We start from the raw sequence: 16,778 nt of genomic DNA, 5'->3' as shown, positions 1-16,778 counted from the left end.
AATATTTTCAGCGCTTTGTTTTTATAATATTTAAGTTTTTTACATTTAAAGATGAATTAAGAAGCTCATCAAAGTACACTTAAGTTTTTAGAAATCTTAGATTTTCATCTTATGTGGACTTCTATTTTCATTTTAGCTTTTATGACTTTCTTGGTAAAAAAAACTTAAAAATTCTTCATTGTGTGAAACAAAACTAATCAATAAATTAGCAATCTTAAAAAACACTTATAATGAAAAAAAACAATTATCTTTTACTGATACTGTCAGTATTCTTATTTTTTGGATGCAGACAAGAAAGTCTGTATGTTGACCAAGAGTCCCAAAACAATTCCGCTTTAAAAAATTATGTAATCAATGGGAGTGAAATAAAAAAAGATGTGAGCCTATGGTCAAAACTATCAGGAATACAAACACATCTTTTTTCTACAGACTTAAAAAGCAAAAAAAATGACCCACTTTTGGACGGAGCCGTTATTATGACGGATTATGCAGGGGTTATGGAAAAAAACGGTGTTACGACGTATACATTTTCAATAAAAAGATTGTATCCATCTAAAGATATTGAAAATCTTGTTGTGAGAAAAAATATGGACGGCAGTTATTCTGGACTTCTTATGCAGTATCATCTTTCAAAACAGGAATTACAGACTTTTCAAAATGCTGGAAAACCTGAAGATATCAAAGGAAAAATAAGTGTCTATAAAATTAATGATATTAATTTGAATGCCAAAGATTCATCTGGTGGCTATACCTACTCTGAGCAGATAGGATGTTTAGTAATAAATTATGCAGTAATACCCTGTACCAGTGATGACCAGCACACGAATCCAAACCAATGTGCTCTGACAGGGACTGATGCTCCTCAGATTATATTGATGTCTGTAGATGACACTCATTGTGTCCCGTCAGGAAATCAAGGAGGTTCAGGTTCGGGTTCAGGAACTGTTCCAGGTGGCAATCAGGGTGGTGGTTCTGGTGGTAGTACAAATAATCCTCCTGCCAATCCTTATAATACATTTATATTTGATTCATTTGATGATATGTACAATGTATGCGCTAGTGGTGATGCCGCTTGCGAAGCCGACAGACAGCTTAGTCTTCAGGTTCAGGCATATCTGCTTAGTCTATCCCCAAGAACAAGTATGTTAGCTTCCTACAGTCCCATATTACAAACAATTAAGGATTATTTTAAAACCCATGGCTCTGCTGATGATACTTTAACGGATAGATTGGCCTTAACGGCAAGTTGGTTTAACGCTCAGGATAATACAAATCCTGATTTAACATTAAGTAACTTCAAATTTGCGGATTGGCTTTTAGCATACTTTTTAAATCAAGATCAAAATACTTTTGATTATTTTAAAAATCATCCGAATGATATAGAAGGATTAAAATTCCAAAGTATTGACTATGGAAATACTGATCAGATAAAAATGGCAAATATTCTCGCACCTGCATTTACTCAATTATTAATAGCCCAACAAAATAATACGGTAAGTCAGGTGAATATTCAAAGTCCGTTTTGGAAGTTGGCAAAAGATTATATGATTTATCTTATTAAGAAAAGTGTCCCGGAAGCCATAAGATATGGAAGAATCATATATGAGCATTCTAATACATATTTTAAAACTCACCCTAATGCCCTGCAAAAAATAAATGAATTCGTAGAATTCATGAAGGTGAATGTAATGGTAGAAGCTGATGTACAACAAGACCCTCATTATATGAAATGGACAGATATTCTGCTGTGCTGGTTATTTGAAATAGGAGACTTCCCTGTTAATGATTCTGCGGGATATGGAGATTTACCTACCATTGGGTTTTCTGGTGCAGATTATACCATTATCGGACCCCCTGCTCCTAATGTTATTCCTATGAGATATTTAGCTGCACATAAAATGAATAATGGTGTTCCGGATGAAAATTCCGTATTGGGTGCTAGGGAAGAAGCTATAAGTAGAATAAAGCAAAATAATTTTTCCGCATTTGACAGACAATGGACTTTCGGGTCAGATGCAACAATTACTACTATTGTAAAGTTAGATGGTTTACAATTTTGTATTGGGTCATATCAAACTTATGTTTATATTACTCCATTAGGAAACAACCAATATAAGCTTACTTTTATTATTAAAAATAAAACAGGATGGCAATCAGGAACTAGAGGATTGAATGATTATGATGGTAACCCAACTAATGACAGCATTATTCCTGACCAGCCTAGAGGAACAGGTGTTCATTTAGGTGGAACAATTGCTCAAACTTATGGTTGGTATGAAATAATAACTGTAAATTAGTGAAATTATGAAAATGTTGGTTATATTTTTATGCATTATCTTTTATTCATGTAGCAACCCAGGCTCTCCCATGCCTTTGGATCAAAACTTTATAAAAGCAGATCGAAAAAGAGAGCTTGTGTTTTCTAAGCTAGTTGGTAAGTATGAATTGGATTATATCAGTAAGAAAAGATATAATATCCCTGTAAATCAATCAATAATTATTGAAATACATTCTGATACTACTATTACAGCAAATAATTATATTGATATAAGTACAAGCAAATTAAAAGGGATGAATTATAAAAATAAACTATTCTATATAAATAATTATAAAGATAAATATCCTATTATAAACTTAAGTGTATCTAATAAACCTTACTTTAATGGAGGAGGAAGTATTGATATATATTATCGTAGGCAAGATAATAATCTTGCACTATATGTGTCTACCCCTTTTATTCCCGCAACTAAAGAAAATAACTACAAATACAGAGAGGGAGATTATCTAAGATATATAAAAGTGAAGTAAATATATGTTAAATGAATGATGAAAAAATTATTTGTATTTATAACCTTGTTCTTTTTATTCTCATGTCAAGATGGGCCTAGGGCGGCATTTAATGAAGAATTTATAAATGTAAATCCTCAAAAGGAACTTTCATTTAAAAAGTTAATCGGACAATATAAGTTAGATAATGATTCTAAAAAAAGATATGGAATTATTGATTCATCAAGTTATTACATTTATATTAAAGATAATGAGCTACTTACAAATAAGTATATTAATACCAGAACAAGAGAAATACAAGATGGTTTTAAAAAAAATATTTATTATGTGAATAACTATAAAGAAAAATCGCCATTAATTTTTATAGGAGTTAGAAATCATGAAAAAGATGATTTTTATTCTGATATAGCTATATATTACCGTAAGAAAGATAGTATACTAGCATTATATATTTATACTCCTCCATTAAAAGGGCAAGAAAATGGAGATTATTTAAGGTATATAAAGGTTAAATAATGAAATTATTTCTCATTATTATGATCATGTTTTCTTTCTTTTCTTGTATGGATGGTCCAAGAGCAGCATTTAATAACGAGTTTGAAAGGGCAAATCCAAAAGTTAAACTTCCTTATTCTAATTTAATAGGGATGTATGTGCTAGATGATGATTCGAAAAAAAGGTTTCATATACAGGATACTGTAAAGATGGATTTGCAAATAAAAAAAGATACAAGTTTGGTTGTAAATAACTATCTTGATTTAAATGACAGAAGTTTATTAAATAAGAGTCTGCAATCAAAATTATATTATATTAATGATTTTGAATCTATTTATTTAGGGCTATTTAATCATAAAATAAGTAGTTCGGGCAGTTTAGGCATTTATTATCGCAAAAAAGACCGCTTATTAGCATTGTATATTTATATATCTCCATTAAAGGGGCAAGAGCATGGAGATTATTTAAGATATATAAAGGTAAAATAATGAAAAGATTATTTCTTCTTGTTATTATGTTTTCTTTCTTTTCTTGTATGGATGGCCCAAGAGCTGTATTCAATGAAGATTTTATACAGGCAGATCCCAAAAAGGAACTTTCATTTGAAAAGCTGGTAGGAGAATATAGTTTAGATGATGATTCTAAGAGAAGATATGGGATTACTTATAAAGATAGTGTGAAAATAATTATTAATAAAGATTCTACGTTTATTGCTGAAAACTATTTAGATTATAAAACAGATAGTTTATTATTGAAGAAATTTAAAGGGAAGTTATCTTATATTAACGATTTTGAAGATTTCTTTATGGATTTAAGATCAAAAAATGATAACAGTTTTAATGGAGCAGGGGGAATTGATATCTATTACCGAAAAAAGGATAGTATAATTGCTTTATATATCTCTACTCCTTTCATTCCTGCTACAAAAGAAAATAAGTACAAATATAAAGAAGGAGATTATCTAAGATATATAAAAGTGAAGTAAATATATGTTAAATGAATGATGAAAAAATTATTTGTATTTATAACCTTATTCTTTTTATTCTCATGCCAAGATGGACCTAGGGCGGCATTTAATGAAGAATTTGAAAAAGTGAATCCAAGAGTTGAACTTTCCTTTGATAGATTGATAGGAAATTATGAACTTGATAATGATTCAAAACAACGATTTAAAATAAATGATTCCATTAAGTATTATATCAAAATAACAAAAGATACATCAATTGTTGCGCAACCTTTTATAAATTTTACAACTAATAAAAATATTAGAGAAAAAAAAGGTAAATTATTTTATATTAATGATTATAAAAAAAGACCATATTCTTTATATTTAGATTCAAAAGATGGTAATTGGAATAATAATATTAATATTTATTATCGCAAAAAAGACCACTTATTAGCATTGTATATTTATATACCTCCATTAAAAGGGCAAGAACATGGAGATTACTTAAGGTATATAAAAGTAAAGTAAATATATCATGACTTTTTGTTGTGTTGTCATAATGCTTAATCTATTTTAAAGTTATTCAATTTGATTATAACTTTCATATTAACTATTGACTCATTCATATAAAACAAAGCGCTGAAAATATTTTCAGCGCTTTGTTTTATATAATATTTAATCACAAAAGTTTTTTAACACTTAAGTTTTTTAGAAAACTCTTAGGCTTTCATCTTATGAACTTCTGATTTAATTTAACTTTTATGACTTTTGTGGTTTAGAATATTTATTCTTTTGTTCGAACTGTTCTCTGCTCTATTCTCTTTTCAAACTTTTCACCCTGGAAAATTCTCTGGATCATGATCCCCGGAATATGGATCTCGTTGGGATCTAATGTTCCCGGTTCTACCAGCTCTTCTACTTCTGCGATGGTAATTTTTGCTGCACCTGCCATAGGATGATTGAAATTCCTTGCAGAACCTTTAAAGATCAGGTTTCCGGCATGATCTCCTTTCCATGCTTTTACAATGGAATAGTCTGCTTTGTATGCGTGTTCCAGAATGTGAGGTTTTCCGTCGAAATCTTTTACTTCTTTACCTTCTGCAATCTCCGTTCCGTAACCTGCCGGGGTATAAAAAGCTGGAATTCCGGCCTGCGCCGCTCTGCATTTTTCTGCCAAAGTTCCCTGAGGAGTAAGCTCAACTTCCAGCTCTCCCGAAAGCATCTGTCTTTCGAACTCTGCATTTTCTCCTACATAAGAAGAAATCATTTTTGTGATCTGTCTTTTGTGAAGCAGCAATCCTAATCCGAAATCATCCACACCGGCATTGTTTGAAATACAGGTCAAGTTCTTTACATCGCTCTCTACCAAAGCATTTATGGAGTTTTCAGGGATTCCGCAAAGACCAAATCCGCCCAACATCAGGGTCATCCCATCTTCAATTCCGCTGATGGCTTCTTTCGCATTTTTTACTCTTTTATCTATCATGAAATACTAGATTTTCTGTCCGTTAAATTTAATAAATTTTATCATATATCCTAAAGACGAAATCTATTCTGTTTTTAAGAGAAGATTGCGAAGCAGATGAAAGAAAATTTCCGTGATTTCACGGAGGTTTTATGCTTTAAATTTTCTTTATTTCTCAGCAAATTGATTTATATTTGACACGGTAAAACCGACAATAGAAGATATCATTCATTGTCATCAATTGATATTATGAAATAAATTCGTTAAATACATTATATGGATTTTTCTGCAGCAGACTTCTCTGTTCTGTATTTCAGATTATTAAGAGTACTTCAACTCTTAAGATCTATTTCAATAACAAAAAACATCATTTTAAAACTTTAATAAAAACATGAAAAAATTATTTACGTCAGCTATTCTTGCTTTGTTTCTCAGCATCAGTGCAGCTGCACAGGAGAAAATCTATTTTGACGAAAACTGGGAAAAAACAACTCAGGATAAAATGGAATTTTACCGGGAAACAGAGAATAAAGGAAATCTTATTTTAATTAAAGATTTTTATAAAAACGGAAAGCTTCAGATGGAAGGCCTTGCTTCGGATGCCACACCGGGCAGCGAGGTTTATGAGGGCAAAGTGACCTGGTATACCCCAGAAGGCAAAGTATTAAATACAGGAACATATTCAGAGGGAAAACAGACAGGACCGTCCCAGACATTTGATGAGAAAGGAAGACCTTTGGACGATCTGGTTTATAAGGAAGATGGTACGTTTAAAGGAAAAGTTTATACTTATAAAGATCCGGAGAATGCACTTTTCTATAACAGCATTACGACTTATGAAAGTTCTGACCGTTTTAAAACCGTTGTTTATGATGAAGATATCAAAGGAATCCGGTATGAGATAACTGCTGACAGTGACGGAAAATACGAAACTAAGTATTACGGTGACAAGGGAAAGCAAATCGGAACAAATAATACCGGCAGCTCTGATGATAATGTAATGGTAGAATACTACTATAATCCAATGAGGGTATCCAAAATTGAGAAATATAAAAGCGATGGAACTGTAAAAGAAGGCATTATATATTCCAAAAACGGAAAGATCCTGCAGGAAGAGAAAAAAAATAAAAAAGACGGCTATAAAACTACTTATGATGAAAATGGTAAGAAAATAGGAAATCTAACCTTTGCTTACGATAAAGAATCTGATTACTACAAGCCTCAGGATGGTGAGGATTATCAGTTTAATTATGAATTTACCGGGTTTTCTGCCATTGATGTTTATAAAAACGGTTCGGTTATTCTTACTAGATCTTTTGATGAGAATGGAAAATTATCCTCTGAAAAAATCCTAAAGGATGATATGGTGCAGGAGATCAAATATTATCATCCGGACGGAAGGCTGAAGGGCACTTTAACCTATAAAGATGATATGCCGTACAGCGGTACTTTGTATGAAGAACTTAATGAGCAGCAGTATAAAGATGGTGTTCTGGTTCTTTCGAAGTCTTTCAGGGAAGATGAAAAGATAAAATATGAGAAAAAACTGAATGCAAAGCAGAACGGATATGATGCTACGGTTTATGATGATAAAGGCGGCTTAATGTATACTTATACACAATCTTTGGAAGAAGCTGAAGGTTTCACTGCCCAGATTGTACAGTATGTAAAGGGAAAAGCAGGCAACAAAGCTGTTGTAAAAGACGGGGTGCTTCAGAGTGGGAAAATTAAATATAAAACGGAAGCCGGATTAAAGGAAATGGAGCGCAGCGGAAAGTGGATCCTGTTAAAGGTTTATAATCCCGAAGGAAAGCTCGTCCAGGATTCAAAAATCCTTGCAGAGGTTGAGGATCAGGATATTTATAACGTTTTGAGTACAACCATTCAGGAAGATGATCTTCTGTATGATTTTTAAAATATTTTCTAATTTTAATAAAAAATCGGCTATTAGTAATGGCCGATTTTTTTTGCGAAAAATTTAAACTCTTGTCTCTGTATTTTTTTGACGCAAAGGAAGATTAATTATGCCGGAGGTTTAAGGGTGGCAAAGATGGAATCAACTCAGTTGAATTGACAAAGCTAAGTGTATGTGTAGATAAAAAATTTGCAGAATCTGTGGAATCTGTGGATTTTTTTTAACGCCAAGAATGATGATTGTAGATTAGAAAAGTATTTGAATGCTAAAAGGGCTAAAAACTAAACTAGAGTGTAAAGTATATATAAAATTATTTATCTTTTTTTGCATTTAAAACTTTAACTACTATGAATGAAGAATTTTGCTCAAACTGTAAACAAAATTTAAGGCCGAAAAGAATAGACGGACATTACATCCTCCATGAAATTGAACACGTTTTGCATTTTGACAGAGGTATTTTGTATACCATACGGGAACTGTTAATAAGACCCGGAGAAAACATCAGGAATTTTATCAGTGAAAACAGAAGCCGGCTTGTTAAACCGGTGATATTTATTATTGTTACATCATTAATTTACACCCTCATCAATCATTTTTTCCATATCGAAGAAAGCTATATAAAAATTGATGGTGCAGGAGATTCGAAGCTCAATGCCATTAATAATTGGGTTCAAAGTCATTATGGATATTCCAATATCATCATGGGTGCATTTATTGCTTTTTGGTTAAAAATATTTTTCAGAAAATACGATTACAATTTTTTTGAAATATTAATCCTACTATGTTTCATTCTTGGAATGGAAATGCTGATGTTTTCTGTTTTTGCCATTGTTGAAGGACTTACGAAATATCATCTCATGCAGATTGCTGCAGTGATCGTGTTTGTCTATTTTTCATGGTCTGTAGGACAGTTTTTCGATAAGGGCAAGGTGGCCAGTTATTTTAAAGCACTTGTTTCCTATGTATTGGGAATGATTACGTTCGGTATTTCGATCATGATTTTAGGAGCTTTAATGAACTTAATCTCCCATTAAAAAGTAAAAGATATGATCATTGTTATTTGTATTTTACTGTTCCTGTTTGTATTAAATAGAAAAAGCAGGAAATAATTTTCCTGCTTTTCCCAATATATTGATAGAATATTACTGTATAACCAGTTTTAAAGTAAATAATTTTCTGGTATGAACTTTCACAAAGTATACTCCTTTCGGAAGATTTTCATTCACCAGAGAGAAACGTTGGTTGTTGATGTTTTTGGATTCATACAACAGCTGTCCTGCTGCAGATAACAGCTCAATTTTCTCGATAGGATAATCACTCTTGATAAATGTAGGTTCGCCCGGTTTCGTTGGGTTCGGATATATCACTACATTTTTCTCCGTGCTTTTTACCTCGTCGGTTCCCAGTGTTCCGGAGGTTACCTGGAATTGTTTTCTGTTGGAAACCTCTGTATAAGAGTCATTCGTAAACATCACCATATAGTAATTCCCGGGTGTTGTAGGAAGCGCTGTTCCCTGAATGGTCTTTGTTCCCTGGGTAACTCCATCGAAATAAGTATAAGAAACAAAATTATCATCCGGAGTCTGAACACTCTGAGGATAAATTCCCAGCCAGTCTTTGATAATTCCCGGAGAATCCGTCCAAGAAGCGGTAATATTTTCACCTAATGTATATACCGGTTTATTAATCCATAACTCTGTAACGATGTCCCCTACTTTAAAGAATACCTTATCTCCGATTCCTGTATACCCGTCTTCAAGCAGATACTGAGCGTAATAATATCCTTTCGGAAGACCTGTAAAATTCAATGTTCCTGAAGGTGTTGACACATAGCTCCATTTGATAGACGGATTCGTTCCCGGTGTCTGTCCCATCTTATAAATCCCGATCCAGTCTTTTACCAGATTCGGTCCGTTGCTGTAATTGATGACCACCGTTCCTCCTACAGGATAAGTATCCGCAGTTGTCTGAAGCTGTACTTTTGGTCCTACATAAAAGCTTTTTCTGCCTGTGATTTCAGTATATCCTCCATTGGCAAAGAAGCCTGCAAAATACTGACCTTTATTGGCAATTCCATTAGGGAAAACAGCGGTTCCTGCCGTCTGTCCGTTCGTATAAAGGAAACTCTGAGAAGTAGTTGTTGCCGGAGTTTGTCCTTTTTTATAAATTCCCACCCAGTCCTGCTGGTTTCCAGGTCCTCCGGTATAAGTGGCCGTGATAGGTTCACTTTGCGTATATTCGGTTTTGTCTAATGTAAAGGTAGGATTGGAAACCACACTTCCGGATACCTCAAACTGCTTCACATCACTCCAGTCGCTCCATTCCAGGTTTCTGTCCCTGTAACGGACTTTTACATAATACATTCCGTTGGAAATAGAGTTGGCAGGAATGGTTGCTTTTGTAATATCAACCCCGGCATTTAAGTTTTTTGTTCTGTCCGGTGTTCCGTTTCCGTCTTTTCCGAACCAGTTTTCATAATCACGGTAAAATTCTTTTTCAATCACTGAAAAATTAGATGCCTTACTGATTAGAAACTGTGTGGTATTCAGTAATTCTCCGTTAGAGGACGCAAAAGTACTTCCATCCAAAGTCAAGGGCAGTGTTACCGGTGCAGAAAAAGTATTGGTAACAGACGGTTTTGAAGGTTTCGGCTGATTTTTATACCTGTGGAAAGTATCCACAATCTCATTGTATTTTCTATTATAAACTCCTCCTATGGAGTAACATTCAATATCTACTTTTCCGGTCTGTACATCTACTTCCACGATCTGGTACGTCCAGTCGGTCAGTGTTTTCTGTACATCGTCAAAATCCTGCTCATTGGACATTCCCCAATACTGATCCCATGCCGTTCCTCCGGAAATGATCTGGTAATTCGGGGTATCCTTCAATTGGCCTCTGTGATATAAATGATGATGGGCTCCAACGTGCATTAAATATTTATTGGAAGTCGTCAACAATGGTACTGCATTGTTTCTTACCCATGTAGAAATATCTCCTACATACTGTTCAGCCTGATAAGGTCTGTGACTTAAAGAAATGATCCAGTCCACCGTAGGATCACCGTTTGCTTCATTCAGGATCTGGGAAAGCCATGTCTGTTGTGCGGTACCTGTATGTTCCGAACTTAAACTTATAAACAGAACGTTTCCGGCTTGCTGGGCATAATAATTTTCGTTTCCTGATGAAATATTTTTGTATTTAATTTCATCAATATAGAAATGGGCATAATAAGAATTCATCCCAAGCGTTCCGTACGTCTCATGATTTCCTACCGTGGTCTGAATAGGAAGATACGGTGATAATTTGATGTTCTTTTTAAAATGGACATTCTCATAATGGTCCAATGTTCCCACATCTACCTGGTCTCCTACCATAAAGGTAAGCGCAATATTATCAGAAGGATCGGAATTGACTCCGAATTTCTGCTTTAATCTCTTGAAGGCGTTAAGGGTAAGGCTATCATATCTTGGTTCCGCTTTAATCTGGTTGTCTCCCATAATCAGGAAACGAATTTTACCGTCTGCAGTGGCAGCTTGTCCGGGAAGAGGAAGCGTTCTGAAGTTATAAACTGCAGATTCGGTGGTCCCGGTCTTTATTTTATAATAGTATTTGGTGTTGGGCTGCAGTCCGGCAATCTTTGCAGTGTGGTAATAATAGTTGTTATTATATCCTGTATCGGAAAAAATGTTGGTTGTTCCGGTAACCGTCACATTCAGACTGGCAGGAGATGTTCCGTAGATCACGGTTGTTTCGTTATTGGAGGCTGTTTTCCAGTTGACGATCATCGAATTCGGCGTCGGGTTCTGGAGATAAGGAAACAGCGTCTGTCCGAATGCCATCTGGACGGCAAAACAGAAAAAGAAGAAATAGTGTTTCATAGATAGTTTATTTTGGTATAGATTTATTTCAATTTGTAAATCAGGCCATTAAAAAAGTAATGATCTGATTCTTTTAATTTCGGGCAAAAGTAGACTTCCTATATAAACTGTAGCTGTTGGGAACTTAAAGGAACCGTTAACTTTATGGCAAATCCGCAATGAAAAAATTATAGTTTTTAGTACATTAATTATTTGGTGGAATCAAAAAGTATTTTGTATCTTTGCGACCTGTTATTCAACCTCTGACGAAGAACGTGTAAGTTGCTTAGCTTTAACATTTTATTTTATTAATAATGGATTTATTAAAGTACGTACAAGACCAGTACATTACTAAAAAAGATTTCCCTGAATTCAAAGCAGGAGACACAATTACTGTGTATTACGAAATTAAAGAAGGACAAAAAACAAGAACTCAGTTCTTCAAAGGTACCGTTATCCAATTGAGAGGTACTGGCGCTACAAAAACATTCACAATCAGAAAAATGAGTGGTGATGTAGGTGTAGAGAGAGTATTCCCTATCAACATGCCTGCACTTCAGAAAATTGAAGTTGACAGAAGAGGTAGAGTTAGAAGATCTAGAATTTATTACTTCAGAGACCTTAGAGGTAAAAAAGCTAGAATCAAGGATGCTGCTTACAAGAAAAAGTAATTCAGACAACAATACATACAAAAAGAGACTATCTAATCCAGGTAGTCTCTTTTTATTTTGCTATAATCGCGGAGCTTTAAAAGCCTTTTTACAATTTTAATTATAAAAAAATTATTGTTCAATTAGTTCTTTTGTCTTGAAACAAAATGAACCAAAAGTTCAAGACTGGAATCTTTCGCTAAAAATTAAAACTTACTCCTAAAATTCCCAAACTCGCGCGGGTTTTAACATTGTTGTTCCGGTTCAATATTTCGTCCGCACTCAGACAGTGGGAATTTTTTTAACGGATTAAGTTGTAATTTTTTTAACGCTACAGCTTCCTATGTCAATTATAAGTTACCTAATAATCAATAAAGCACAACTTAATATTAATCACCTCTGTCTTATCCTTTACCTTAACCTCACTTAATAAACTCATACAAAGCACTAATAAATTTTGGGTACACTTCTATATGAGGAAGATGGCCTACATTTTCGAGCTCAATTAATTTTGATCCGGAAATTTCCTGCTGTGTCTTTTTTCCCAGTTCCTGGTACTGCCCCATTTTAGGCTGAAGATCTTTAGGAGCTCTGTCCTTTCCTATTGCCGTTCTGTCTCTCGTTCCGATAATAAGCAGTGTAGGTGTTTTGATATTTTTAAACTCATAGCAGACAGGCTGATTGTAGATCATATCGGAAGTCAGCGCAGCATCCCATGCGACTTGCGGATAATCTTTGTGAAGGGTCCAGCCGGCAATAAGATCCAGCCATGGCTGATATTCATCTTTCCATTTATTATCATAATAAAATTTTAGCTGGTAAGCTTTGTAGGTTTCAGCCGTATTTTTAAGCTCGGACTGATAGGCCTGATCTATGGTTTGGTAAGCAGCAAAAGTTTTATAATCTTCCAGCCCTATAGGGTTTTCCAGGATCAGTTTCTGAACTTTTTCAGGATAAAGCAGTGTGAATCTTACTGCAACCATTCCTCCCATGGAATGTCCCAGCACTATGGTCTTATCAATTCCCAGCTTATCTAATATAGCTTTGGTATTTTCGGCCAGCTGTGAAAAAGAAAACTGGTAGCTTTGAGGCTTAGATGATTTTCCGAATCCAATCTGGTCCGGAATAATGACCCTGAATCCTTTATCAGAAAGATCTTTTGCTGTCTTTTCCCAATAAGCTCCGTTAAAATTCTTTCCATGGAGAAGCATGATTGTTTTCCCATTAGGTTTCTGTGGCTGTACATCCATGTAAGCCATTTTAAGATTATTATTCTGGGACTTTAGATCTATAAAATGAACCTCGTAAGGATATTGATACTCCGACAGCATCGCATCCAAGGGTTTTATCTGCGAAAATAGGAAAGTTGGCACTGCAGACAGCATGATAAATACCATTACCTTTCTGAAATATTTCATAAGAAACTTTATTTGAAGTTTTAAAATTAAAAAAACCGCTTCAAAAGAAACGGTTTTTAATATTATTTATGATTATTTTTTTAAGCTACTTCTACTCCTTTCAGTTCTTTTTTTGCAGGAAGATTCATCAGTACAATCGCAAAAAGGATAAGGATGATCCCCACCCACTGTACCAGTAATACTTTTTCACCCAGTAAAACAAAAGCCATGGTCACTGAAACCGGCAGCTCAAGTGATGAAACAATGCTTCCTAAGCCAAGTCCGGCATTCGGAAAACCAATGTTGAATAAAATAGGCGGAATAATAGTTCCAAATAAAGCGAGTACAAATCCATACGTCCAGAATATTGAATAATTGAACGAGTGAATATGTTCTGTATTTTCCGTGAAATTGAGATATAATGATCTTAACTCACCGAAATACATAGGTCCTATCTGGGCAAAAAACAGGAATGCAATGACTACTACCGCCCCTCCACAAAGCATAATAATACTTTTTCTGAATACAGGAAGATGTGTAGCCAGCGTATTGGATGTAAACATAGTCATTGTATAGGAAGCTGCTGCCATTAATCCCCAGAAGATTCCATGCCAATCGAGCTCAATATCCATATTAATCAGATTTGTAGCCAATATAGTACCGACCAGAACAATAATCACAGAAACTACTTTTCTGGCATTGGGTAATTTCTTTGCTATTATACTTTCCACAACAACACTGAACCAAACCGACTGCATGAGCAATACAATCGCTATGGAAACATTAATATACTGAACTGCAATATAATAGAATAAACTTGTACATCCCAAAGATGTTCCCGCAATCATCAGCATCTTCAGTTCTTTGGAATTAGGTGATGAAAGCTTCTGTTTTGATGTAATAGTTTGTATAAAATTCAGGATTAAAAGTCCAATCAGTCCCAGCAAGAACTGGGAAGTAGTGACTTCTGACGTGGTATAGCCATCATGATAAGCCATTTTCACAAATGTAGCCAGCATTCCGTATATACTAGCCCCAATTCCTACGAACAAAACTCCCTTAAGTATATTTTTCTTCTTCATAATTTTTTTAACAGCCTGCAAAGTTACAATATAATAATTGAAATATCGGAGGCATCAATATGATAGATAAATAAAATCGCCGCAAGCTCTGCTTGCGGCGATCCTTATAGTTAATGAATGTAAATATTTATTTCTTAACAATTACTTTGGAAGCTGCTTCGAAACCAAGGCCTTTAACTTTCACCATATAGGTTCCGTTGACCAGGTTAAACAAAAAAGCCGCTCAAATGAGCGGCTTCATATGATCAATGGAGTTAAAGATTATTTACCTTCTTCCATTTTTCTTTTCAATTCTGCTAATGCATCGATATCTCCAAGAGTTGATCTTTCTTCATTGTTTGAAGAAGATGTATTATTAGATCTATTGTTAGAAGACTCTCTTACGTTTTTCTTCTCTTCGTCTCTAAAGATACCAGTATGAGATACTACTACTCTTTTGAACTCTTTGTTGAATTCGATTACTTTGAACTGAGCATCTTCACCTTTCTTGATTTTAGATCCATCTTCTTTCTCTAATAATCTTGATGGGCAGAAAGCTTCTACTTCTACGTCTTCAAACTGTACAGAAGCTCCTTTATCGTGAACTTCTACAGCTTTACCAGCGTGGATAGTACCTTCAGCATATTTAGTTTCGAATTTATCCCAAGGGTTTTCTTGAAGTTGTTTGTGACCTAGAGATAATCTTCTAGCTTGGATATCAAGTTCTAGAACTACTACATCTAATTTATCACCAACTGCACAGAATTCAGATGGGTGCTTGATTTTCTTAGTCCAAGAAAGATCAGAGATGTAGATCAATCCGTCGATACCTTCTTCTAACTCTACGAATACACCAAAGTTAGTGAAGTTTCTTACGGTTCCTACATGCTGAGATCCTACCGGATACTTAGCTTCGATATTTTCCCATGGATCTTTAGATAACTGCTTAATACCAAGAGAAATTTTTCTTTCTTCTCTGTCTAATGTTAATACTTCAGCTTCTACTTCATCACCTACCTTCACGAAGTCTCCTGCAGATCTTAAGTGAGTAGACCAAGACATTTCAGAAACGTGGATTAATCCTTCTACCCCTGGAGCGATCTCTACGAATGCACCATAGTCAGCAAGAACTACTACTTTTCCTTTTACTCTGTCACCAACTTTCATGTCAGCAGAAAGAGCATCCCAAGGATGAGCTTCTAATTGCTTCATACCTAACTGGATTCTTGTTTTCTCGTCATCGAAATCAAGGATAACAACTTTTACAGTCTGTCCGTCCTCAAGGATTTCAGATGGGTGGTTCACTCTAGACCAAGAAAGGTCTGTAATGTGGATCAATCCATCAACACCTCCTAAGTCGATGAATACACCGTAAGAAGTAATATTTTTAACAGTACCTTCAAGAACCTGACCTTTTTCAAGCTGAGCGATGATTTCTTTTTTCTGACCTTCGATATCTGCTTCGATCAATGCTTTGTGAGATACAACTACGTTTTTGAACTCAGGGTTGATTTTCACAACTTTGAATTCCATAGTTTTACCTACAAACTGATCGTAATCTTTAATTGGCTTAACATCAATCTGAGAACCTGGTAAGAATGCTTCGATTCCGTGTACGTCAACGATCATACCTCCTTTAGTTCTAGACTTAACAAAACCGTTAACGATTTCTCCAGTTTCATGAAGTTCGTTTACTCTATCCCAAGCTTTAAGCGTTCTTGCTTTTCTGTGAGATAACTGTAATTGTCCAGTTTTGTCTTCTCTTCTGTCTACCATTACTTCAACATCATCACCTACTTTAAGGCCTGGGTTGTAACGGAATTCGTTAAGAGAAATAACACCTTCAGATTTGAAGTCGATGTCAACGATAGCTTCTTTATCAGTTAATCTTACAACTTTACCAGTGATAACGTCGTTATCATTTAAACTGCTAAGAGATCCGTTGTAGATTTCTTCTAAATCGCTCTTTTCTTTTCTTGCGTCTGCATCAAGACCTGATTCGAAAGAATCCCAATCAAATTGTTCCGGTGCTACGTTTTGGTTTAATAAAACCTCTGCTGAATTTGTCTCTTTTGACATTTTCTAATAAAATTTGTATTCCTTCTTTTTTAATGGTCTGAATAAATGTGGATCTAAAAAATACGGAAGTAATTAATTTTTAATAATTTACCTTTCAAACCTTTCACACAAAAAGTGGGTGCA

At 34.6% G+C, this 16,778-nt stretch carries 14 protein-coding genes; 9 read left to right on the top strand and 5 right to left on the bottom strand.

Features of this window, described 5'->3' with window-relative positions:
* Positions 1-230: 230 nt before the first annotated feature.
* From LC418_RS08125 to LC418_RS08100, 6 genes are read left to right on the top strand one after another with little or no spacing between them, the layout of a single operon-like run.
* The gene (locus LC418_RS08125) at positions 231-2,297 is read left to right on the top strand and encodes a hypothetical protein (RefSeq protein ID WP_223558706.1); all 2,067 of its coding nucleotides are present in this window, start codon (positions 231-233) and stop codon (positions 2,295-2,297) included.
* Between the two features lie 7 nt (positions 2,298-2,304).
* Complete coding sequence (locus LC418_RS08120; RefSeq protein WP_223558705.1) at positions 2,305-2,808, top strand: hypothetical protein; 504 nt, start codon at positions 2,305-2,307, stop codon at positions 2,806-2,808.
* Positions 2,809-2,823: 15 nt separating this feature from the next.
* A complete protein-coding gene (locus tag LC418_RS08115) occupies positions 2,824-3,303 on the top strand; it encodes a hypothetical protein (RefSeq protein WP_223558704.1) in 480 nt (159 codons plus the stop codon).
* Positions 3,303-3,770, top strand: a complete 468-nt coding sequence (locus LC418_RS08110; RefSeq protein ID WP_223558703.1) for a hypothetical protein — start codon at positions 3,303-3,305, stop codon at positions 3,768-3,770. Before LC418_RS08115 ends, LC418_RS08110 begins: the two co-directional genes overlap by 1 nt.
* A complete protein-coding gene (locus LC418_RS08105) occupies positions 3,770-4,267 on the top strand; it encodes a hypothetical protein (RefSeq protein ID WP_223558702.1) in 498 nt (165 codons plus the stop codon). Before LC418_RS08110 ends, LC418_RS08105 begins: the two co-directional genes overlap by 1 nt.
* Positions 4,268-4,282: 15 nt before the next feature.
* A complete protein-coding gene (locus LC418_RS08100; RefSeq protein WP_223558701.1) occupies positions 4,283-4,756 on the top strand; it encodes a hypothetical protein in 474 nt (157 codons plus the stop codon).
* Between the two features lie 256 nt (positions 4,757-5,012).
* On the opposite strand, the gene LC418_RS08095 is transcribed toward LC418_RS08100, so the two are convergent.
* Complete coding sequence (locus tag LC418_RS08095; protein WP_223558700.1) at positions 5,013-5,714, bottom strand: CoA transferase subunit A; 702 nt, start codon at positions 5,712-5,714, stop codon at positions 5,013-5,015.
* Positions 5,715-6,084: 370 nt separating this feature from the next.
* On the opposite strand from LC418_RS08095, the gene LC418_RS08090 reads away from it, so the two are divergent.
* Together LC418_RS08090 and LC418_RS08085 are read left to right on the top strand one after the other, a co-directional pair.
* The gene (locus LC418_RS08090; RefSeq protein ID WP_223558699.1) at positions 6,085-7,608 is read left to right on the top strand and encodes a membrane-binding protein; all 1,524 of its coding nucleotides are present in this window, start codon (positions 6,085-6,087) and stop codon (positions 7,606-7,608) included.
* Between the two features lie 347 nt (positions 7,609-7,955).
* Complete coding sequence (locus LC418_RS08085) at positions 7,956-8,642, top strand: DUF3667 domain-containing protein (RefSeq protein ID WP_111960407.1); 687 nt, start codon at positions 7,956-7,958, stop codon at positions 8,640-8,642.
* 108 nt (positions 8,643-8,750) lie between these two features.
* On the opposite strand, the gene LC418_RS08080 is transcribed toward LC418_RS08085, so the two are convergent.
* Positions 8,751-11,489, bottom strand: coding sequence for a fibronectin type III domain-containing protein (locus tag LC418_RS08080; RefSeq protein WP_223558698.1), 2,739 nt, complete (start codon positions 11,487-11,489; stop codon positions 8,751-8,753).
* A 293-nt stretch (positions 11,490-11,782) separates the two neighbouring features.
* On the opposite strand from LC418_RS08080, the gene rplS reads away from it, so the two are divergent.
* Positions 11,783-12,139 (top strand): 50S ribosomal protein L19, encoded by a 357-nt coding sequence (gene rplS, locus LC418_RS08075; RefSeq protein WP_034704964.1) that lies wholly within the window; start codon positions 11,783-11,785, stop codon positions 12,137-12,139.
* Positions 12,140-12,540: 401 nt separating this feature from the next.
* On the opposite strand, the gene LC418_RS08070 is transcribed toward rplS, so the two are convergent.
* The 3 genes from LC418_RS08070 to rpsA all read right to left on the bottom strand — a co-directional run bounded on the left by LC418_RS08070 (position 12,541) and on the right by rpsA (position 16,655).
* A complete protein-coding gene (locus LC418_RS08070; RefSeq protein ID WP_223558697.1) occupies positions 12,541-13,536 on the bottom strand; it encodes an alpha/beta fold hydrolase in 996 nt (331 codons plus the stop codon).
* An 80-nt stretch (positions 13,537-13,616) separates the two neighbouring features.
* On the bottom strand, positions 13,617-14,597 hold the full coding sequence (locus tag LC418_RS08065; protein WP_223558696.1) for an EamA family transporter: 981 nt from the start codon (positions 14,595-14,597) through the stop codon (positions 13,617-13,619).
* A 261-nt stretch (positions 14,598-14,858) separates the two neighbouring features.
* Positions 14,859-16,655, bottom strand: coding sequence for a 30S ribosomal protein S1 (gene rpsA / locus LC418_RS08060; protein WP_111960397.1), 1,797 nt, complete (start codon positions 16,653-16,655; stop codon positions 14,859-14,861).
* Between the last annotated feature and the right edge of the window lie 123 nt (positions 16,656-16,778).

The sequence above is a fragment of the Chryseobacterium lathyri genome (genome assembly GCF_019970085.1).
GTDB classification, from domain to species: Bacteria; Bacteroidota; Bacteroidia; order Flavobacteriales; family Weeksellaceae; genus Chryseobacterium; species Chryseobacterium lathyri.
The sequence above is the reverse complement of the archived record's forward strand: the minus strand, read 5'-3'. Positions and strand labels throughout refer to the sequence as shown.

Excerpts from the sequence above, each read along its gene's own strand:
- LC418_RS08125 (WP_223558706.1), top strand. The coding sequence starts at position 231 with ATGAAAAAAAACAATTATCTTTTACTGATACTGTCAGTATTCTTATTT.
- LC418_RS08085 (WP_111960407.1), top strand. The coding sequence starts at position 7,956 with ATGAATGAAGAATTTTGCTCAAACTGTAAACAAAATTTAAGGCCGAAA.
- LC418_RS08100 (WP_223558701.1), top strand. The coding sequence starts at position 4,283 with ATGATGAAAAAATTATTTGTATTTATAACCTTATTCTTTTTATTCTCA.
- LC418_RS08065 (WP_223558696.1), bottom strand. The coding sequence starts at position 14,597 with ATGAAGAAGAAAAATATACTTAAGGGAGTTTTGTTCGTAGGAATTGGG.
- LC418_RS08070 (WP_223558697.1), bottom strand. The coding sequence starts at position 13,536 with ATGAAATATTTCAGAAAGGTAATGGTATTTATCATGCTGTCTGCAGTG.
- LC418_RS08090 (WP_223558699.1), top strand. The coding sequence starts at position 6,085 with ATGAAAAAATTATTTACGTCAGCTATTCTTGCTTTGTTTCTCAGCATC.
- LC418_RS08120 (WP_223558705.1), top strand. The coding sequence starts at position 2,305 with ATGAAAATGTTGGTTATATTTTTATGCATTATCTTTTATTCATGTAGC.
- rpsA (WP_111960397.1), bottom strand. The coding sequence starts at position 16,655 with ATGTCAAAAGAGACAAATTCAGCAGAGGTTTTATTAAACCAAAACGTA.
- LC418_RS08115 (WP_223558704.1), top strand. The coding sequence starts at position 2,824 with ATGATGAAAAAATTATTTGTATTTATAACCTTGTTCTTTTTATTCTCA.
- LC418_RS08105 (WP_223558702.1), top strand. The coding sequence starts at position 3,770 with ATGAAAAGATTATTTCTTCTTGTTATTATGTTTTCTTTCTTTTCTTGT.
- rplS (WP_034704964.1), top strand. The coding sequence starts at position 11,783 with ATGGATTTATTAAAGTACGTACAAGACCAGTACATTACTAAAAAAGAT.
- LC418_RS08095 (WP_223558700.1), bottom strand. The coding sequence starts at position 5,714 with ATGATAGATAAAAGAGTAAAAAATGCGAAAGAAGCCATCAGCGGAATT.
- LC418_RS08080 (WP_223558698.1), bottom strand. The coding sequence starts at position 11,489 with ATGAAACACTATTTCTTCTTTTTCTGTTTTGCCGTCCAGATGGCATTC.
- LC418_RS08110 (WP_223558703.1), top strand. The coding sequence starts at position 3,303 with ATGAAATTATTTCTCATTATTATGATCATGTTTTCTTTCTTTTCTTGT.